We start from the raw sequence: 19,339 nt of genomic DNA, 5'->3' as shown, positions 1-19,339 counted from the left end.
ATGGGTCGAGCGGATGCGCGACGAGCCCAGCGGCGCGGAGCCCGACGGGCCGCGAAGAGCGGCGGCATACGCAGACTCTTCACCTGGAAGAAGATGCTGGGCGCCTTCTTCGGATTCTGCCTGCTGATCATGGGCGCCTTCGTCGCGCTCTACATGTACGTGGACATCCCGAAGGCCAATGCCCTGGCCGAGCGGCAGAGCAACGTCTACCAGTACAGCGACGGGACGCTGCTGACCCGCACCGGCAACGGGGTCAACCGCCAGATCGTGGACCTGGCCGAGGTGCCCCTGGAGGTGCAGCACACCTTCGTAGCCGCCGAGAACAAGTCCTTCTACGACGACAAGGGCGTCGACCTGAAGGGCACCGCGCGCGGCCTGATCAACACCCTCAGCGGCAAGGGCAAGCAGGGTGGCTCGACCATCACCCAGCAGTACGTGAAGAACTACTACCTGACGCAGGACCCGACGATCAGCCGGAAGCTCAAGGAACTGGTGATCTCGCTCAAGGTCGACAGCAAGAAGAGCAAGGAATACATCCTCGCCGGGTACATCAACACCGCGTACTACGGACGCGGGGCGAGCGGTATCCAGGCCGCCGCGCAGGCCTACTACGGGGTCGACGCCAAGGACCTCGACGTCTCCCAGGGCGCCTACCTGGCCTCCGTGCTCCAGGCCCCCAGCCAGTACGACTGGGCGACCGCGAGCGAGACCGGCAAGAAGCTGGTCAAGGACCGCTGGGGCTACACGCTCGACAACATGGTCGAGATGCACTGGCTCGACAAGGCCGAACGCGACAAGCTCACGTTCCCGGTCCCGGACAAGCCCAAGCCCGCCCAGGGCATGGAGGGCCAGACCGGCTATATCGTCGAGGCGGCCAACAAGGAGCTGGAGAAGCAGGGCATCACCCCGGAGATGCGGCAGGCCGGCGGCTGGACCTTCACGCTCAACATCGACAAGAAGCGGCAGAAGCAGCTGGAGCAGTCCGTCGACCGCCAGCTGGAGTCCAAGCTGGACCGCAAGGGCAACAAGGTCGACGCGACCGTCCAGGCCGGTGCCACCTCGGTGGACCCGAAGACCGGCGGCGTCGTCGCGCTCTACGGCGGCGTGGACTACGTCAAGCACTACTACTCCAACGCCACGCGCCAGGACTACCAGCCCGCCTCCACCTTCAAGCCCCTGGTGCTCGCCTCCGCGCTGGAGAACGAGTCGAAGACCCAGGACGGCGACCTGATCGGTGTCAACACCCGCTACGACGGCACCAGCAAGCGGCCCGTGGTGGGCAGCGACACCCCGTTCGCCCCGGAGAACGAGGACAACCGGAGCTACGGCGACGTCACCGTGCAGAAGGCGATGAACGCGTCGATCAACTCGGTCTTCGCGCAGATGGTCGTCGACGTCGGCCCGTCCGCGGTGAAGAAGACCGCGCTGTCCCTCGGCGTACCGGACAAGAACTTCCCCGAGCGCCCCGCCATCACGCTCGGCACCATGAACGCCTCGACCTGGGACATGGCGGGCGCGTACGCCACGCTCGACAACCACGGCAAGAAGGTCACCCCGTTCATCGTGAAGTCGGCCAAGCACCGCGAGCGGACGGTCGAGCCGGTCGAGGGCATCGGCAGCCAGGTGATCAGCCGCAAGTCCGCCGACACCGTGACCTCCGTCCTGACCGGCGTCGTGGACAGCGGATCCGGCCGGGCGGCCGACACCTCGGCGTACGAGGCGGCGGGCAAGACGGGTACGTCGGAGAACAACAAGTCGGCCTGGTTCGCCGGCTACACGCCCGAGCTCACCACCGTCGTCGCGCTCTTCGGTGAATCGCCCAAGGAGGGCGGCGGCCAGGTCAGCCTGACCGGCACGGCCAACTCCGGCCGGGCCAACGGTGGTGGCTTCCCGGCGCAGATCTGGGCGGACTACACGCTCGGCGCGCTGGGCGGCGGCTCCAGTGCCCAGTTCGACCTGGAGGACGTCGAGCGCGGCGAGGTCACCCTGCCGACCACACCGCCGACGACCCCCTCGCAGTCGGCGAGCAGCGACACGACTCCCTCCCGGTCGCCGGACGTGCCCTCGCAGAGCCCGAGCCGGTCGCCCGAGGCGCCGCCGAGCCAGTCGCCGGACGTACCGCCGCCGAGCCAGTCCCCGGACGTGCCGCCGAGCCAGTCCCCGGGCCAGCCGGGCGGCGGGGTCCCCGGCAAACCGGCCGACGGCAACGAGAACAACGTCGCCAACAACGCTCCTCCCGCGCGGTGAGTGCTTGAGCCGGCGGTGAACACATGGGTCAGGGGCGGTGCCGGCCGGCACCGCCCCTGACCCATGTCTCCCGCGTACGGCGGTGTCAGCCGCCGTTGACCTTCTTGGCGATCCGGTCGCCGAGGTCCTTGTCCACGTTGCGCCAGTACTGCAGCGCGCGTTCCAGGACCGGGGCGCTCACACCGTCCAGCAGATGGCCGGAAATGTTCGACACCAACCGCTCGCGCGCCGCGTCGTCCAGGACCTTGCGGACCATCGTGCCCGCCTGGCCCCAGTCGTCGTCCTCACGGTGCAGCTTGTACGCCTCGTGGACCATCTCGCCCGCCGTCGCCCAGCCCGCGGGGTCGCCGTAGCGCGCGGTGTCCGCGGCCGGGCCGCCGTAGGAGTTCGGCGCGTAGACCGCTCCCGTATGGTTCGGTTCGTACCGCATCGGGCCGTCCTTCGCGTACGAGTTCCGGCCGAACCGCGGGCGGTTCGGGGGCAGTTGCGCGTAGTTCGGGCCGATCCGGTACCGGTGGGTGTCCGGGTAGGAGAAGAGCCGGCCGAGCAGCATCTTGTCGGGCGACGGGCCGATGCCGGGCACCAGGTTCGACGGCTCGAAGGACGCCTGCTCGATATGGACGAAGAAGTCCTCCGGGTTCTCGTTCAGCGTCATCCGGCCGACCTCGATCTCCGGGTAGTCGCCGTGCGGCCACACCTTGGTGAGGTCGAAGGGGTTGAACCGGTAGTCCGGCGCGTCGTCGAACGGCATGATCTGGACGTAGAGCGTCCAGCTCGGGTGGTCACCGCGCTTGATCGCCTCGAACAGGTCGCGACGGTGGACGTCGCCGTCCACACCGGCCATCCGGTCGGCCTCGTCCTGCGTGTAGAAGTCGATGCCCTGGTCGGTCTTGAAGCGGTACTTCACCCAGAACCGCTCGCCGCCCGCGTTGACCCACATATAGGTGTGCGAGCTGTAGCCGTTCATGTTGCGGTACGTCTTCGGGATACCCCGGTCGCCCATCAGCCACGTCACCATGTGCGCGGACTCGGGGGACAGGGTCCAGAAGTCCCACTGCATGTCGTGGTCGCGCACCGCGCTGTCCGGACGGCGCTTCTGCGAGCGGATGAAGTCCTGGAACTTCATCGGGTCACGTACGAAGAAGACCGGCGTGTTGTTGCCGACCATGTCGTAGTTGCCCTGCTCCGTGTAGAACTTCAGGGCGAACCCGCGAGGGTCGCGCCAGGTGTCCGGGGAGCCCTGCTCGCCGGCGACCGTGGAGAAGCGGGCGAGCATGGCGGTCTGCTTGCCCGGCTGGAAGAGGTCGGCCTTGGTGAACTGGCTGATGTCATTGGTCACCTTGAAGGTGCCGTACGCGCCTGATCCCTTGGCGTGGACCACTCGTTCGGGAACCCGTTCACGGTTGAACTGGGCCATCTTCTCGATGAGGTAGTGGTCCTGGAGCAGGATCGGACCGTCGGCTCCGACAGTGAGCGAGTGCTCATCGCTCTCCACCGGGATTCCGGCGTTGTTCGTGGTGTAGGGGGTGTTCCTGGTCTTGGGTTCCTCGGACACGAGCGTCCTCCCGTCAGTGGGGGTTTCGGTCAGGTCGTCTCGTTCACGACTGAAGTCAAACCCGCCGACAGGAGGTCGGCAACATTTCGCTACCGTGCGTACAGGGCTCTGCCCTGCGCCCGCTCCGGACCCCTTTGCCCGGCCCTGTTACTGGCCCCCCGACGGCATCTCGAACCAGACCACCTTGCCGGTCGAAAGGCGCGTCGCCCCCCACCGCCTGGCCAGCCGGTTCACCAGGAACAGGCCGCGACCGCCCTCGTCCATGTCACGCGCCCGGCGCTGCCGGGGCAGCTGCGGGGAGTCGTCGCCGACTTCGCAGCGCAGGATGTCGGTGCGCAGCAGCCGCAGCGTCACCGGGCGCTCCGCGTAACGGACCGCGTTGGTGACCACCTCGCTCACCAGCAGCTCCACCGCGTCGGAGAGATCGTCGAGACCCCAGCGGCCGAGCGCGCGGCGGGCCAGCCTGCGGGCCCGGCCCGGCGCGGTCTCCTCCGGTTCGAGGTGCCAGTACGCGACATCGCTCGGCGCGATCCCGTCGAAGCGGGCGGCGAGCAGCGCGATGTCGTCGTCCCGGTCGCCGGGGCCGAGCATGTCCAGGACGTCGTCGCACAGCGCCTCCAGCGGCGGCGAGTGGTCCGGGCCGGTCAGCCGGGCGGTGGCGGCGAGGCGTTCGCGCAGCAGCTCGATCCCGGTCCAGACGTCCCGCAGCCGGGACTCCACCAGGCCGTCGGTGTACAGGAGCAGCGTGGCGCCCGCGGGCGCGTCCAGCTCGACGGCCTCGAAGTCCACCCCGCCGACGCCGATCGGGGCGCCCGACGGCACCCGCAGCACCTCCGCACGGCCGCCCAGATGGAGAAGGACGGGCGGCGGATGCCCGGCGTTGGCGATGGTGATCCGGTGTGAGACCGGGTCGTACACCGCGTACAGGCAGGTCGCCATGCGGTCGCTGCCGAGCCGCTGCGCCTGCTCGCAGAGGTGGTGCAGCACCTCCTGCGGCGGCAGGTCGAGCTGGGCCAGGGTCTGCGCCGTGGTGCGCAGCTGGCCCATGATCGCCGCGGACGTCATGGAGTGACCCATGACGTCGCCGACGACCAGGGCGACCCGGCTGCCGGGCAACGGGATCGCGTCGTACCAGTCGCCGCCGACCCGGGCCGTCTCGGCGGCCGGCAGATAGCGGGAGGCGAGCCGGACGCCGGTCGGCTGCGGCAGCGAGTCGGGCAGCATGGTGCGCTGGAGCTCGTCGGCGATGTACGCCTCGCGTCCGTACAGCACGGCCTTGTCGATGCCGAGCGCGGTGTGCGTCGCCAGCTGGGCCGCGACCAGCAGATCGTTGGACTCGAAGGACGGCCGTTCCGTCCCGCGCAGGAAGACGGCGGCGCCGATCACCCGCCGCCGGCCGCGGAGCGGGGCGAGGATCGCACGGTGTCCGGTGGGCACGGTCCGGCCGGCGCCGAGCAGCTCGGGCAGCGCGGCGCGGGCCGCCGCGGAGTCCCCGAAGACCGGGCGCACCCCGCGCAGCACCTCGGCCAGCGCGCCGCCCGACCGGACCTCGCACAGCTCGGCCGCGGGCGTCAGATCGCTGTGCGGATCGATGACCGGCAGCCGCAGACGCTCGGTCTCCGGCGAGCTCTCCGTCTCCTCCTCGCTCAGCCGCAGCCGGTCGGACCGGCGCAGGCGCAGCACGAAGGGGGAGACCGGCCGCTCGTCGCCGACCGGGAGCGGGTCGCGGAGGTAGACCAGTATGGCGTCGGAGAACGTGGGCACGCTGGCCCGGCACAGGCCCAGCACGATCTCGTCCAGGTCTATGCCGCGGGCGATCCGCCGGGTGGCGGCCCCGACGAAACGCAGCCGGTCGCCCTCGCGACGGGCCGCGGCCTGTGGGTCGAGTCCTGCGGGGCCGGTGCTCCCCGCGGGGCCGGCTCCCGCTCCCGGCGCCACGGCCGGGTTGGGGATCGCGGCGGTGACAGGGGAAGCGGCCGACGCGGCGTCCTGCTGCCGCGGCCGGGTGCGTTCCTGCGACCGGGCGGCGAGAGGCTGCCGGCCTTCGTGGGAGGTGGGATGCTCCGTCACGCGTGGGATTCCGTCCGTCCGGGCCGGTTGTATGAGGCAATCACCAGTTGGGGCGTTACTGTGCCCCGGCAGGAGCGGCGATAACAACGGCTGTCACCGGATGCCCCGGAACGAGGGGCTGAAACCGGATGCTCGCGAGGTGGGTCGGTGACAACGTTTCCGGCGACGGGGCGGGCAACAGCGAGCACGTCTCCACCCCCTCGTAGTGGTTCATACGATTCATACGACTGATGTGGCTCATGTAGCTCATTCAGTGCGTGGTGCTGTTGCGGTGACTTGTGGTCAGGTCCTTTGCCGCGCCTTCCGGTTGGAGCGGAGCGGCACTCCGGAGGACGATCCTACGTTTGTCCCCCTGGGGTGCATCAAGGGTCTCACGACGGCATATGCGAGGGGGTGCGGTCCCAGTCATCCGGAAGCGCGGGAACCCGCCATTGTGGATCGGGCCGCCAGTTCTCCCAGCCGTCCCGGAACGGGGCACCCCAGTCCTGGATCAGTTCGACGGCCGCCCGGCCCGCCTCCCGCACCCGCTGCGCGGTCCGCGGGGTCATCAGACCGGCCCGCTGCGCCATGGCGAACTCGTCCTCGTCGCGCCAGACCCAGCTGCGGTCGGGGTAGACGGAGATGTCGAGAAAGTGATCCTCGGAATCGACGCCGCCCTGCCAGCGGGTGTGCGGTTCCTCCAGATTCACGTACCAGCTGCGGAACTGCCAGACCGGCTCCCAGAACAGCCAGACCGACCAGGGGTCGCCGGGCCGGGCGAGCTTCAGCACGCCGTTTCCCAGCCAGGGGGAGCGGGCGGTGGCGCGCGGGGCGGTGTAGCGGGTGGCGAGCGGCTCGGCGTGCACGTCCCGGCCGTTCGCCAGCACCGGCTTCACGCACTCGGTGCCGGGCGCCACCCACACCGCGAGCAGCTCGTCGGTGTCCTGGACGACGGTGACGGGGCGGCAGATGTGGAACGGGTCCGGGGCGCGCTCCGGCGCCCCGGACCCGGCCGGCGCGCCGTTGCGGCGGTAGCGCCACAGGATCTGATCACCCGGCGCCCAGTGCTCGATGTCTCCGGTACCTGCCATGGACGGATCTTAGAGGGATCCGGAGAGCCCGGGCTGCGGCACAGGTCACGGGCGGGTCATGCGCAGCACGTCGAGCGCCTCGTCGAGCTGTTCCACGGTGAGGTCGCCGCGCTCGACGTACCCCGACTCCAGCACCACCTCGCGAATGGTCCGGCGCTGCGCGAGGGACTTCTTGGCGACCTTCGCCGCCTCCTCGTAGCCGATGTACTTGTTCAGCGGGGTGACGACGGAGGGCGAGGACTCGGCGTACTCCCGGGCCCGCTCCGCGTTCGCCGTGATCCCGTCGACCGTGCGGTCCGCGAGCAGCCGGGAGGCGTTGGCCAGCAGCCGGACCGACTCCAGCAGGTTCTTCGCGATGACCGGAAGCATCACGTTCAGCTCGAAGTTGCCCGCCGCGCCCGCCGTGGCGACCGTCACGTCGTTCCCCGTCACCTGCGCGGCGACCATCAGCACGGCCTCGGGGACGACCGGGTTCACCTTGCCCGGCATGATCGACGAGCCCGGCTGGAGGTCGGGGAGGTTGATCTCGGCCAGTCCGGTGCGCGGTCCGGACGCCATCCAGCGCAGATCGTTGGAGATCTTGGTGAGTGAGACGGCGATGGTACGGAGCTGGCCCGAGGTCTCCACGAGTCCGTCCCGGGCGCCCTGCGCCTCGAAGTGGTCCCGGGCCTCCGTCAGCGGCAGCCCGGTGGTGCGGGCGACCTCGGCGATGACGGCGGCGGAGAAGCCGGATGGTGTGTTGATGCCGGTGCCGACGGCCGTGCCGCCCAGGGGCAGCTCGGCGAGGCGGGGGAGGGAGGCGCGCAGCCGCTCGACCCCGTACCTGATCTGTGCCGCGTAGCCGCCGAACTCCTGGCCGAGGGTGACGGGCGTGGCGTCCATCAGGTGCGTACGCCCCGACTTGACCACCGTCGCGAATTCGGCGGACTTTCGTTCGAGGGAGGAGGCCAGATGCTCCAGTGCGGGGATCAGGTCGCCGGTGACGGCCGCCGTCGCGGCGATGTGGATGGAGGACGGGAAGACGTCGTTGGACGACTGCGAGGCGTTGACGTGGTCGTTGGGGTGGACCTCGCGGCCCAGGCGTTCGGTGGCGAGCGTGGCCACCACCTCGTTGGTGTTCATGTTGGACGAGGTGCCCGAGCCGGTCTGGAAGACGTCGACCGGGAAGTGGTCGTCCCAGCGTCCCGAGGCGACCTCGGCGGCGGCCTCCTGGACGGCCGCGGCGATCTCCGGGTCGAGCACCTCCAGCTCGGCGTTCACCTTGGCGGCGGCGGCCTTGATCCTGGCCAGGGCCTCGATGTGGGCCCGCTCCAGGCGCTGCCCGGAGACCGGGAAGTTCTCCACCGCGCGCTGTGTCTGGGCCCGCCACTTGGCGTCCGCGGGCACCCTCACCTCCCCCATCGAATCGTGCTCGATGCGGAAATCCGTACCGCCCGCGGGGACCTGTGCGCCGGCCTGTGACTCATCCATCTCGTTCAACCTCCTGAAAAAGTTGAGCACTTGTCTCGTTCTGTCTATTCCCAAGTCGCCTACCGACCAGTAAATACCGGGGGTAACCACAACCCGGGGAGGCGCAATGAGGCGCACCAGGCACAGACTTCGCTGTACGGTCGCGGCCGCCGCGGCCATGGCGGCGGCACTCGGCGGCATGACGGCCGCCGCCGCGCCGGCCGGCGCGACGGACCGGTCCGGCTCCAGCACTACCGCATCCACCCCCCTGTCGCCCGAGCTGGAGGCCATCCGCGCCGCCGAGGCCACCCGGCTGTACGGCGACCCGGCCGAGCGCCCGCTCGCCCAGCGCAAGACCGGGCTGATCTCGCTCGGCGACAGCGAGATCTCCGGCGAGGGCGTCGGCACGTACGAGGCCGGCACCAACGGCCCCGACAACTGGTGCCACCGCTCACCCGACTCGGCCATCCACCGCACCGGCATCCCGGCCGACGTCACGTACAACGTCTCCTGCTCCGGCGCGTACACCGGCAACATCGTGATCGGCGGCTCCAAGCAGTACGCCGACGAGCTGGTGCAGAGCGACAACCTCGCCATCAAGGCCCGCAACACCCGCATCAAGATGATCGTGCTCGTCGCGGGTGCCAACGACGACCTCCAGTTCGGCCCGGTCATGACGGACTGCGTCACGCGCTGGGTGCTCTCCCAGGGCACTTGCCAGCCCAAGTACGAGGGCGGCTGGCAGGCGCGCGTCGACGGGCTCGTCCCCAAGGTCGAGAAGACGGTGCGCGACCTGAAGACCGTCATGTCCGGGGCCGGCTACGCCGACAGCGACTACAAGCTCGTGGTCATGGGCTACCCGAGCCCCATCGGCCCGGACTTCTACGACAACCCGAACTTCCCCGGGAAGCTTCCCGGGGGCTGCGCCGGATACGACTCCGACGCCGCCTGGGGCCGCAACACCGCCGTGCCCGCCTTCGAGCGCGGCATGCGCAAGGTCGCCACCGACACCGGGGCCGTCTACCTCGACAACTCCCGGCTCTTCCACGGCCACGAGGTCTGCAGCGAGTCCACCTGGGCCCGCGGTCTCTACATCGACCTCGGGCACTTCCCGCCGGACTCCAACTCCCTGCGGCAGTCCTACCACCCGAACGCGAGCGGCCACGGGGCCTTCGCGTCCTGCCTGACCCAGATCTACAACTCGAACCTGCGCGAGGCGAGCTGCGCCGACCCGGCGAGCACCGGAAAGCCGGTCCTGCAGGCCGGGGCGTGGGACGACCTGTTCAAACCCCTGAAGAACGAGGCCACGGGCACCTGCATGGACGCCCCCGGCTCGGTCACCCGCAATGACACGAAGGTCGGCGGCTGGGACTGCCACGGCGGCCGCAACCAGGGCTGGTGGTACGACTCCGGTACGAAGACCCTCCGTACGGCGCTGAGCCACGACCGGTGCCTGGACGTGCCGGGCGCCGACTACAAGGCGGGCGCCACGCTCATCCTGTACAACTGCTCGGGCGTGGCCAACCAGCAGTTCGTGAAGGAGTCGGGCACCCTGCGCCCGGCGGCCTCGACCGGGCTGTGCCTGACGCTGTCCGGTGCGAAGGAGCCGCTGAAGCTGCAGAGCTGCGACGGCGGCGCGCAGCAGCGCTTCGCGTAGCGGGACCGGTCCACCAGTGCGTGGAGGGACGGGGCGGGCCGCCCCGCCCCTCCGGGCCGTTCGGCGCAGTTCAGCCGGACGTCACGAACGCGCCGAGCGCGGCCGCCAGATGACCGGGGTCCGCTGCCCCGCACAGCTCGCGCGAGGAGTGCATGGACAGCCCGGGCACCCCCACGTCGACCGTCGGCACGCCCAGCCGGGCCGCGGTGATCGGGCCGATCGAGGTGCCGCACGGCATCGCGTTGTTGGAGACGAAGGGCTGCCACGGCACACCCGCCCGCTCGCACGCCGCCGCGAACACCGCCATGCCGGTGCTGTCGGTGGCGTACCGCTGGTTGACGTTGACCTTCAGCGCGGGGCCGCCGTTCGGCAGCGGACGGTGCTCCGGGTCGTGCCGCTCCGCGTAGTTCGGGTGCACCGCGTGGGCCATGTCGGCGGAGACGCAGAAGGCACCGGACAGGGCCCGTGACCAGTCCTCCTGGCTGCCGCCGCGGGCGGTGACCGAGCGGCTCAGGACCCGTTCCAGCAGCGGCCCCTGGGCACCCGTATCCGAACCGCTGCCGACCTCCTCGTGGTCGAAGGCGGCCAGCACGGGGATGTACGCGGGCGCTTCGGCCACGGTCGCCGCACCCGTCAGGGCCGTGACGCCCGCGTGCACGGAGACCAGGTTGTCCAGCCGCGCCGACACCACGAACTCCTGCTCCGCGCCCAGGTACCCGGGCGGCTGGATGTCGTGCAGCATCAGGTCCCAGCCGAGCACCTCGTCCGGCTCCGCCTCGGCGGCCGCCGCGACCCGCCGCAGCAGCGCGCCCTCCTCGCGCGCGCCGAGCGCCCACACCGGGGCGAGGTGGCGCTGCCGGTCGAGGGCGAGCCCCTCGTTGACCGTACGGTCCAGGTGGATGGCCAACTGGGGCACCCGCAGCAGGGGTTCGTCGATCCGGACGAGCCGGGAGCCGGTGCCGCCGCCCGGGGTGCGCAGCGCGAGCCGCCCCGAGATGCCGAGGTCGCGGTCGAGCCAGGTGTTCAGCGGTACGCCGCCGTAGATCTCCACACCGATCTGCCGCCAGCCCGCGGAGGCGGTGTCGGGGGCGGGCTTGACCCGGAGATTCGGGGAATCGGTGTGGGCGCCGACGATCCGGAAAGGGGTGTGCGCCGGGGCGCCCTCCGGGACGTACCAGGCGATCAGCGCACCACCGCGGGCGACGAAGCTGCCACCGGTGGTGCCCGTCCAGTCGTCCGTGCCCCGCAGTTCGCGGAAGCCGGCCTTCTCCAGGCGCTGGGCGGCACTGGCCACCGCGTGGTACGGGGAAGGACTGGTGCTGATGAAGGACAGCAGGTCGTCGCTGTGGCTGCGGTGGGGAAGCGGCGTCATGCGGCGTCCGCCTTTCCGGTGTTCGACGGTGAGGGTGGAGGAACCCGCGCCGGGCCGCCGGATGCGGCGCGGTGCGGGAGGCGTTCGAGGCCGGGAGCGGTGTGCTCCAGGAATGTCCGACAACCCACCAAAGCGGCCCGGTACGGCGCAAGTCCGTCGCGCGGCCCGCTGCGTGAAAGCGGCGCCGGCGCACCGGCCGCGGGCACCGTGCCGGGCAGGGGCGCGCCGGGAGCGTGCGGGACGGCGGGCCGGGCGCCGGGCCCCACGCTGATCGCCGCAAGATTGGCTGAATATCGTCGTACACGAATCCGGTGTCGTCGTACGCGGATCCGGTGCATCCCGGGAGCCGTCACCGCACCCGCCCGTCGCACCCCGTGCCGGAGCGATCGGAGCCGGAGCGGGCGGCGGGGACACCGGCCCGCCGGCGCAGCCCGGACACCCGGACGAGGAACACCACCGCGACAACGACGGCCGCCCCGTGCGACCAGGCGACGACGGTCAGCGGGCTGTACCTGTCGAGTGCCGCCGCGACCAGGATCATGCCGACGCCGAAGCCGAGGTTCTCGACGGTCGCGGAGAGCCCGAAGGCATGACCGCGCAGATCGGTGGGGAGCGTCTGCAGATGGGAGGTGTACGAAACCTCCGTGAGCCCGTCGGCCGCCCCCGCCGCAAGGGCGATCACGACGGTCGCCGCCCACGGGAACCCGGCGAACGCCAGGACGAACGCCACCGACATCAGACAGGTGCCGTACCCGAAGCCCGGCGCGCCCACCGTCCGCCCGGTGCGCTCGACGTACCGCTGGATCACCTGCTGCGCGGCGACGTTCCCCAGCGCCCACAGACACCAGAACGCGCTGACGAACACGGCGGGGTGCGCGGCGTCGAGCGCGGCGGAGTGGACCGGCAGCGCGGCATTGTGGGAGGACGAACCGAAGGTGTCCACACTCCGCAGCACCACCATCAGACCGAGACCGGGCGCGGCGGCCGACGCGAGGAACGCGCCCGGCCGCCGCCACCGCCCCTTCCGCGTACCCCGGCCGGGCGCCGGACCGCGTCTGCGACCAGGCCCTCGCGGCCTATCGGCGCGCGCTCGCGGACGGAAGCCTTCCGGCGGGCGAGGTGCCCGGCTGTCTGAGCGCCCTGCATCTGATGGTGGCGGACCGCGACGCCCCGGGACGCCTCATCCCCGTACCGCCCGAGACCGCTTCGTTCGATGTGCTCGGGCCCATCGAGGCGGCGATCGCCCGGCAGCGCCGCACGCTGCGTTCGGCGCGCGCCGCCCTGACCCTGTTCGAGGGCCTGTACGCCGACGCGCACCGGCTCGAATCACCCGCCCTCACCCGGCTCTCCGGCGAGGCCGTCATCGGGAAGGCGCTCGACGCGGGCGTCGCGGGCTGCCGGGAGGAGGTCCGCACCGCCCACCCGGGCGGCGGCCGTCCCGTGCACGTGCACGTGCTGGAGGAGTCGCTGCCCAGGGATCTGCGCAATCTGCGGCGGGGCATCCGGCAGCGGACCATCTACCAGCACACGGTCCGCTCGGACCGTACGACGCTCGCCTACATCGAGCAGGTGACCACCGAGGGCGCCGAGGTCGGAACGCTCGCCGAAGTCGCCGACCGGATCATCGTCTTCGACCGGAACCTCGCGTTCGTCCCGTTCTCCGACGACCCGCACCGGGCCCTGCGCATCCAGCACCCGTCCCTGGTCCGCTTCCTGGTCCGGCACTTCGACGAGGCCTGGGCCCGCGCGGTCCCGGTCCGCCCGGAACGGGTGCCGCTGCGCACCCCGGTCGTCACCTCCGACCTGCAACGGACCATCCTGCAGGCGGTCGTGGGCGGTGAGACGGACGAGTCGATCGCCCGGCGGCTCGGCATGAGCCGCCGCAGCGTCGCCGAGCACGTGCGCAGGGTCTCCGAGCAGCTGGGCAGCAACAGCCGGGCCCAACTCGGCTATCTGGTCGCGACGTCGGGCCCGTTCTCATGCGCGCCCCCGTACCGGGGCGGCGGGTCTCAGGCGAGACCCGGACCGCGCACCGGAATGCTGGTGAACGTCGGTGCCGGGGCGGGCTCGGTGAAGAAGTCGTTGCCCTTGTCGTCGACGACGATGAACGCGGGGAAGTCCTCGACCTCGATCTTCCAGACCGCTTCCATGCCGAGCTCCTCGTACTCGACGACCTCGACCTTCTTGATGCAGTCCTGCGCGAGCCGGGCCGCCGGGCCGCCGATCGAGCCGAGGTAGAAACCGCCGTGCGCGTCGCACGCGTCGGTGACCTGCTTGGACCGGTTGCCCTTGGCGAGCATCACCTTGGAGCCGCCCGCGGCCTGGAACTGCGCGACATAGCTGTCCATGCGGCCGGCTGTCGTCGGACCGAAGGAGCCGGAGGCGTACCCCTCGGGCGTCTTCGCCGGGCCCGCGTAGTAGACCGGGTGGTCCTTCAGGTACTGCGGCATCTCCTCGCCCGCGTCCAGCCGCTCCTTGATCTTGGCGTGCGCGATGTCACGGGCCACGACCAGCGGGCCGGTCAGCGAGAGCCGGGTCTTGACCGGGTACTTGGTCAGCTCGGCGAGGATCTCGTCCATCGGCCGGTTGAGGTCGATCCTCACGACCTCGCCCGCGTCCAGGTGGGAGTCCTCGGTCTCCGGCAGGAAGCGTGCCGGGTCCTTCTCCAGCTGCTCCAGGAAGACGCCCTCGGCGGTGATCTTCGCGGTGGCCTGGCGGTCCGCCGAGCAGGACACGGCGATCGCGACGGGCAGCGAGGCGCCGTGCCGGGGAAGGCGGACGACGCGCACGTCGTGGCAGAAGTACTTGCCGCCGAACTGGGCGCCGATGCCGATCTTCTGCGTCAGCTCGAAGACCTTCTCCTCCAGCTCCTTGTCCCGGAAGCCGTGGCCGGTGGGGGAGCCCTCGGCCGGCAGCTCGTCGAGGTAGTGCGCGGAGGCGTACTTCGCGGTCTTGAGCGCGAACTCGGCCGACGTACCGCCGACGACGATCGCCAGGTGGTACGGCGGGCAGGCAGCCGTACCCAGCGAACGGATCTTCTCCTCCAGGAACTTCATCATGGAGGCCTCGTTCAGCACGGCCTTCGTCTCCTGGAAGAGGAACGACTTGTTGGCCGAGCCGCCGCCCTTCGCCATGAAGAGGAACTTGTACGCGCCGCCGTCGGTGGCGTACAGCTCGATCTGCGCGGGCAGGTTCGAGCCGGTGTTCTTCTCCTCCCACATGGTGAGCGGAGCCATCTGCGAATAGCGGAGGTTGAGCTTGGTGTAGGCGTCGAAGATGCCGTGCGACAGCGCCTCCTCGTCACCGCCCTCGGTGAGGACGTTCTGCCCGCGCTTGCCCATCACGATCGCGGTGCCGGTGTCCTGACACATCGGCAGCACGCCCGCCGCGGCGATGTTCGCGTTCTTCAGCAGGTCGAGCGCGACGAACTTGTCGTTCGACGACGCCTCGGGGTCGTCCACGATCCGCCGCAGCTGCGCCAGGTGGGCGGGGCGCAGATAGTGCGAGATGTCGTGCATGGCCTCGGCGGCCAGAGTGCGCAGAGCCTGAGGGGAGACCTTGAGGAACGTACGACCGTCGGCCTCGAAGGTGGAGACGCCCTCGGAGGTCACCAGACGGTACGGCGTGGTGTCCTCTCCCAGGGGGAGCAGATCGGAGTACGCAAACTCTGGCATTACGGCCATTCCTCACTCGGCAGACAGCGGCTGACCTCCCTTGGGCAGCACCCACCAGGGTAGAACGCCGCAGGGATGCCGAAGTTGTGAGGTAAGGCTCAGTTCGACCGCCCGCCCGGGCCCGGGGGGCCGACACGGCGGAGGCCGGACAGCCCCTAGTCGCGATCTATCGCGTTTGGGTACCCTGGGCCGGTGGACCTCGAAAAGCAGCCCCAGCAGCCAGCGGCCCCGGTGGAACCGGCCGGCATCCGCGCCTCCGACGCGGACCGCGACCGGATCGCGGACATCCTGCGGGAAGCCATGGCCGAGGGTCGGCTCACCGCCGACGAGCACGCCGAGCGGGTCGACGCGGTCTACCGCGCCAAGACCGTGGGCGAGCTGGAGCCGCTGGTACGGGATCTGCCCGCCCCGGCAGGCGCCGCCCGCCCGGCCACCCCCGGCGCCCACGGCCAGGAGGGCCCGGTGGGCCCCGCCGACAACCTGGTGGCGATCTTCAGCAGTTCGACCCGCAAGGGTCGCTGGCGGGTCGGCAGCCGGACGAACGCCTTCGCGCTCTTCGGCAGCGTGGAGGTCGATCTGACCGAGGCGCTTTTCGGTCAGAGACTCACCGTCATCAACGCGACTTCCGTCTTCGGGAGTGTCGACGTCAGGGTCCCCGAGAACATCTCGCTGCGCGGCAGCGGAACGGGCATCTTCGGTAATTTCGAAGTCGCCACACTGGAATCCGCGGACCCCGAAGCGCCGGTGGTCGTCGTCAACGGCTATTCCGTGTTCGGCAGCGTCGAAGCGAAGCCCAAGCGCGGGAAGTTCATCACGGATCTCCAGGAACGGCTGCGCAAACGCCTCGGATAGGGCGGTGCTTCTCGTCGCGCCTGCGACAACTGCGAGAAATCACGGAAACTCCCCGCGGAACCCGACCGGCCCCGGCCGACCCTTCGAAAACAAGCCAAATTCCTGGTCGACGGGAATTCCGCACTCTGGAACCGGGTGCCACTCAGTGCATGGGCGCGCGCACAGCGGGTAGGGAATGCTGCATCGTCTCTCGCTCGCGAAGCCGTCGTCAGGAGTAGACCGTGCTGCAACTGCCGCATCAGCCCCTGCAGGTCGCCGCCGTCCCTTCCCAGCGCACCCCCGCGCGGGAGGACCAGGCCGGCCCCTGGCACTCGGAGGCGGTGTGCCGCCGGGACGAAGCCGGGCTGTTCTTCGCCCCGTCGAAGGAGCCGACTGCTGCCAGACTCGCGCGCGAGGAGTCCGCGAAGCGGGTCTGTGCGCGCTGCCCGGTGATGATCGAATGCCAGGAGCACGCGCTCATACAGCCGGAGCCGTACGGGGTGTGGGGCGGGCTCACCGCCGCCGAACGCCGCGTGGTGCTCGCCCGCCGCAGACGGCGCGAGATGGAGCTCAAGGCCTCGTCCGCGTCGGCCGGCGCGGCGGGCCGCATCGCCGCGGCGGGCTGACCGTCCCGGGTGCGGCCCGGGTCCGTACGGCCCCGCACGCGCGCACTGCCCCGACGGCGGCTACGCGAAGAGGCGCCCCCACCGCACACGGGGGCGCCTCTTCGCGTTCTGCCTCTGCTGCTTCGGGACCCACTGCTTCCGGAGCGACTGCCTCGGGACCCACAGCTTCCGGACCTACAGATTCCGGATCTACGTCTGCTGCTTCCGGATCTACTTCGCGCGGTCGAAGTCGATCGCGCTGTAGGCACGCAGCTTCGAGAGCCGGTGCGTGGAGTCGATCTTCCGGATGGTGCCGGACTTGGACCGCATGACGATCGACTCGGTGGTGGCCGTCTCCGCGCGGTACCGCACACCGCGCATCAGCTCACCGTCCGTGATACCGGTCGCGACGAAGAACACGTTGTCGCCGCTGACCAGGTCGTCGGTGGACAGCACCCGGTCCAGGTCGTGCCCGGCGTCCAGGGCGCGCTGGCGCTCGGCCTCGTCCTTGGGCCAGAGCTTGCCCTGGATGACACCGCCGAGGCACTTTATGGCGCAGGCGGAGATGATGCCCTCGGGGGTGCCGCCGATGCCCATCAGCAGGTCGACGCCGGTCCCCTCGCGGGCGGCCATGATCGAGCCCGCGACATCGCCGTCGGAGATGAACTTGATCCGGGCGCCGGTCTCGCGGATCTCCTTGACGATGCCCTCGTGGCGCGGGCGGTCGAGGACGACGACGGTGACGTCCTCGGGGGCGGAGTTCTTCGCCTTCGCGACACGGCGGATGTTCACCGAGACGGGGGCGTTGATGTCGACGAAGTCGGCGGCCTCGGGGCCGGTGACCAGCTTGTCCATGTAGAAGACGGCCGACGGGTCGAACATGGCGCCGCGGTCCGCGGCGGCCAGTACGGCGATCGCGTTCGGCATGCCCTTGGCGTTCAGGGTCGTGCCGTCGATCGGGTCCACGGCGATGTCGACCTCGGCGCCGGTGCCGTCACCCACGCGCTCGCCGTTGAACAGCATGGGGGCTTCGTCCTTCTCGCCCTCGCCGATGACGACGACGCCGTTCATCGAGACGGTGGAGACGAGGGTCCGCATGGCCTTCACGGCGGCACCGTCAGCGCCGATCTTGTCGCCGCGGCCCACCCAGCGCCCGGCCGCCATGGCGGCGGCCTCCGTGACCCTGACCAGCTCCAGGGCGAGGTTGCGGTCGGGGGCCTCGGGGGAGACCTCGAGCTGAGACGGCAGATGATGCTCGGACATCGAAGCGCACCTTTCTGTACGGCGACGACCGGAAGAGGGTGCTGTGACTCTATCGTCAGGTCGATAAAATGAGCAGACCGGGTCACTTTTGAGCGGTCCGCCCCCGGGTCGGGCCCATCCGGCCTAATGCGACCATGGACCCGTGGCTAGCAAGCGAGGCAAGCAGACGGTGCGGGACATGCTCCTGTCGATGGCGGTCATCTGCGCCGCGGCGGGTGTTATTTACATCTTCGTTCCGCACGACGAGAACGCCAACCCGGTCAAGGCGATCGACTACCGGGTGGAGCTACAGACGGCCCGGCGCGCGGCGCCGTACCCGGTGGCCGCGCCGGACGGGCTGACCGGGAAGTGGAAGCCGACCTCGGTCAGCTACGACCGCAAGGCGGGCGACGCCTGGCACCTGGGCTTCCTCGACCCGGAGGGCAAGTACGTCGCGGTGGAGCAGTCCACGTCTCCGGCGAAGAAGTACGTGACCGAGGTCAGCCAGGACGCCAGGAACACCGGGCGTACGCAGCAGGTCGCGGGCGAGACCTGGCAGCACTGGGAGGGCTCGAAGTACGACGCCCTCGTGCGCCACGACAAGGAATCGACCACGGTGGTCACGGGTTCCGCCTCGCCGGAGCGGCTGGCGGAGATGGCCGCGGCACTCAAGGCGTCCTGACGCCGCCGGGGCGGCCGTCCCGACGCCGTCGAGGTGTACGGCGAAGGCCCTGGAGCACCGAGTGCTCCAGGGCCTTCCGCATGCGCGTGGCGACGGTCAGACGGTCGTGACGACCTCGTCGTAGGCGAGGCGTGGCAGACGCGGGAACCAGGCGTCCTCGCCCGGCTTGCCGATGTTGACGACCATCAGCACGCTGTGGTCGCCGTCCAGGAACTCCTTCTCGATGCCCGCGGCGTCGAAGCCGGTCATCGGGCCCGCGGCCAGGCCGGCGGCGCGGACGCCGACGATGAAGTAGGCGGCCTGCAGCGCGCCGTTCAGCGTCGCGGCCGACTCGCGGACCGGGCGCTCGGAGAAGAACGCGTCCTTGGCCTGCGGGAAGTGCGGCAGGAGGGCCGGGAGCTCCTCGTGGAACTCGTTGTCGGTGGCCAGGATCGCGACCAGCGGGGCGGTCGAGGTCTTCGGCTGGTTGCCCTCGGCCATGTGCTTCACGAGACGCGCGCGGGCCTCGTCGGAGCGGACCAGGACGACGCGCAGCGGCGACTGGTTGAACGCGGTCGGCCCGTACTTGACCAGGTCGTAGATGGCCTGGACCTGCTCGTCGGTCACCGGCTCGTCGGTGAAGGTGTTGGCCGTGCGGGCCTCGCGGAAGAGGAGGTCCTGGGCGGCGGGGTCAAGAGCGAGGGACATCGTGCGTATTACCTTCCGGGCGTACACGTGGATCGAGCGACGCGGACCACGCTAACCGAGAGGTAGGTTAACTTTCAACTAAAAGTGGAGTGGAGTGATTCGTTCCACAGTGGTCCCCGATCATTGCCGCCAGTGGGCCCGGAAGCAGTGGGTGCGGAAGTCGTCGGCCCGGAAGCCGTCGGCCCACGCCGGTCCCGG

The 19,339-nt window shown here is 70.3% G+C and carries 13 protein-coding genes and 2 pseudogenes; 6 read left to right on the top strand and 9 right to left on the bottom strand.

What is annotated here, in order from left to right; genetic code table 11:
* Nucleotides 1-2,247 carry a transglycosylase domain-containing protein gene (locus tag IE107_RS08570; RefSeq protein WP_189542762.1) on the top strand — a complete coding sequence of 749 codons (2,247 nt, stop codon included), beginning with the start codon at nt 1-3 and terminating at the stop codon, nt 2,245-2,247.
* 85 nt (nt 2,248-2,332) lie between these two features.
* On the opposite strand, the gene IE107_RS08565 is transcribed toward IE107_RS08570, so the two are convergent.
* The 4 genes from IE107_RS08565 to IE107_RS08550 form a co-directional block, all read right to left on the bottom strand.
* Nucleotides 2,333-3,802, bottom strand: coding sequence for a catalase (locus IE107_RS08565; protein WP_189542760.1), 1,470 nt, complete (start codon nt 3,800-3,802; stop codon nt 2,333-2,335).
* A 147-nt stretch (nt 3,803-3,949) separates the two neighbouring features.
* The gene (locus IE107_RS08560) at nt 3,950-5,872 is read right to left on the bottom strand and encodes an ATP-binding SpoIIE family protein phosphatase (RefSeq protein ID WP_189542758.1); all 1,923 of its coding nucleotides are present in this window, start codon (nt 5,870-5,872) and stop codon (nt 3,950-3,952) included.
* Between the two features lie 371 nt (nt 5,873-6,243).
* Nucleotides 6,244-6,942: a cytidylyl-2-hydroxypropylphosphonate hydrolase gene (gene fomD, locus IE107_RS08555; RefSeq protein ID WP_189542756.1), complete on the bottom strand. Its 699-nt coding sequence runs from the start codon at nt 6,940-6,942 to the stop codon at nt 6,244-6,246.
* Nucleotides 6,943-6,987: 45 nt separating this feature from the next.
* Complete coding sequence (locus IE107_RS08550) at nt 6,988-8,412, bottom strand: class II fumarate hydratase (protein WP_189542754.1); 1,425 nt, start codon at nt 8,410-8,412, stop codon at nt 6,988-6,990.
* A 106-nt stretch (nt 8,413-8,518) separates the two neighbouring features.
* Here IE107_RS08550 and IE107_RS08545 point away from each other — a divergent pair, with 106 nt between their 5' ends.
* Nucleotides 8,519-10,048: a ricin-type beta-trefoil lectin domain protein gene (locus tag IE107_RS08545; RefSeq protein WP_189542752.1), complete on the top strand. Its 1,530-nt coding sequence runs from the start codon at nt 8,519-8,521 to the stop codon at nt 10,046-10,048.
* A gap of 70 nt (nt 10,049-10,118) precedes the next feature.
* Here IE107_RS08545 and IE107_RS08540 read toward each other — a convergent pair whose 3' ends face one another.
* Both IE107_RS08540 and IE107_RS08535 read right to left on the bottom strand, forming a co-directional pair.
* Complete coding sequence (locus tag IE107_RS08540) at nt 10,119-11,420, bottom strand: M18 family aminopeptidase (protein ID WP_189542750.1); 1,302 nt, start codon at nt 11,418-11,420, stop codon at nt 10,119-10,121.
* Nucleotides 11,421-11,769: 349 nt separating this feature from the next.
* Nucleotides 11,770-12,438, bottom strand: a pseudogene (locus tag IE107_RS08535) (MFS transporter); the annotation flags it as partial.
* 131 nt (nt 12,439-12,569) lie between these two features.
* On the opposite strand from IE107_RS08535, the pseudogene IE107_RS08530 reads away from it, so the two are divergent.
* A pseudogene (locus IE107_RS08530) lies at nt 12,570-13,355 on the top strand (LuxR C-terminal-related transcriptional regulator); the annotation flags it as partial.
* A gap of 74 nt (nt 13,356-13,429) precedes the next feature.
* Here the strand turns inward: IE107_RS08530 and IE107_RS08525 are convergent.
* Nucleotides 13,430-15,094 (bottom strand): fumarate hydratase, encoded by a 1,665-nt coding sequence (locus IE107_RS08525; RefSeq protein ID WP_189542748.1) that lies wholly within the window; start codon nt 15,092-15,094, stop codon nt 13,430-13,432.
* 192 nt (nt 15,095-15,286) lie between these two features.
* Between IE107_RS08525 and IE107_RS08520 the strand changes: the two genes are divergently transcribed.
* Nucleotides 15,287-15,946 carry a DUF1707 SHOCT-like domain-containing protein gene (locus tag IE107_RS08520; protein ID WP_189542745.1) on the top strand — a complete coding sequence of 220 codons (660 nt, stop codon included), beginning with the start codon at nt 15,287-15,289 and terminating at the stop codon, nt 15,944-15,946.
* Between the two features lie 221 nt (nt 15,947-16,167).
* Entirely contained in the window at nt 16,168-16,551 is a 384-nt protein-coding gene (locus IE107_RS08515) for a WhiB family transcriptional regulator (protein ID WP_189542743.1), read from the top strand.
* 210 nt (nt 16,552-16,761) lie between these two features.
* Here IE107_RS08515 and glpX read toward each other — a convergent pair whose 3' ends face one another.
* Nucleotides 16,762-17,793: a class II fructose-bisphosphatase gene (gene glpX, locus IE107_RS08510; RefSeq protein ID WP_189542742.1), complete on the bottom strand. Its 1,032-nt coding sequence runs from the start codon at nt 17,791-17,793 to the stop codon at nt 16,762-16,764.
* Nucleotides 17,794-17,935: 142 nt separating this feature from the next.
* On the opposite strand from glpX, the gene IE107_RS08505 reads away from it, so the two are divergent.
* The gene (locus tag IE107_RS08505; protein ID WP_189542740.1) at nt 17,936-18,454 is read left to right on the top strand and encodes a DUF4245 domain-containing protein; all 519 of its coding nucleotides are present in this window, start codon (nt 17,936-17,938) and stop codon (nt 18,452-18,454) included.
* A 96-nt stretch (nt 18,455-18,550) separates the two neighbouring features.
* On the opposite strand, the gene IE107_RS08500 is transcribed toward IE107_RS08505, so the two are convergent.
* Entirely contained in the window at nt 18,551-19,141 is a 591-nt protein-coding gene (locus tag IE107_RS08500) for a malonic semialdehyde reductase (RefSeq protein ID WP_189542738.1), read from the bottom strand.
* Nucleotides 19,142-19,339 lie beyond the last annotated feature (198 nt).

This window comes from Streptomyces gelaticus, assembly GCF_014649535.1.
GTDB classification, from domain to species: domain Bacteria; phylum Actinomycetota; class Actinomycetes; order Streptomycetales; family Streptomycetaceae; genus Streptomyces; species Streptomyces gelaticus.
This window is presented reverse-complemented; position numbering and strand designations above follow the sequence as displayed.

What these genes read in the sequence shown, in the direction of transcription:
- IE107_RS08550 (WP_189542754.1), bottom strand. Translation starts at nt 8,412, where the DNA reads ATGGATGAGTCACAGGCCGGCGCACAGGTCCCCGCGGGCGGTACGGAT.
- IE107_RS08500 (WP_189542738.1), bottom strand. Translation starts at nt 19,141, where the DNA reads ATGTCCCTCGCTCTTGACCCCGCCGCCCAGGACCTCCTCTTCCGCGAG.
- glpX (WP_189542742.1), bottom strand. Translation starts at nt 17,793, where the DNA reads ATGTCCGAGCATCATCTGCCGTCTCAGCTCGAGGTCTCCCCCGAGGCC.
- IE107_RS08540 (WP_189542750.1), bottom strand. Translation starts at nt 11,420, where the DNA reads ATGACGCCGCTTCCCCACCGCAGCCACAGCGACGACCTGCTGTCCTTC.
- IE107_RS08525 (WP_189542748.1), bottom strand. Translation starts at nt 15,094, where the DNA reads ATGCCAGAGTTTGCGTACTCCGATCTGCTCCCCCTGGGAGAGGACACC.
- fomD (WP_189542756.1), bottom strand. Translation starts at nt 6,942, where the DNA reads ATGGCAGGTACCGGAGACATCGAGCACTGGGCGCCGGGTGATCAGATC.
- IE107_RS08545 (WP_189542752.1), top strand. Translation starts at nt 8,519, where the DNA reads ATGAGGCGCACCAGGCACAGACTTCGCTGTACGGTCGCGGCCGCCGCG.
- IE107_RS08570 (WP_189542762.1), top strand. Translation starts at nt 1, where the DNA reads ATGGGTCGAGCGGATGCGCGACGAGCCCAGCGGCGCGGAGCCCGACGG.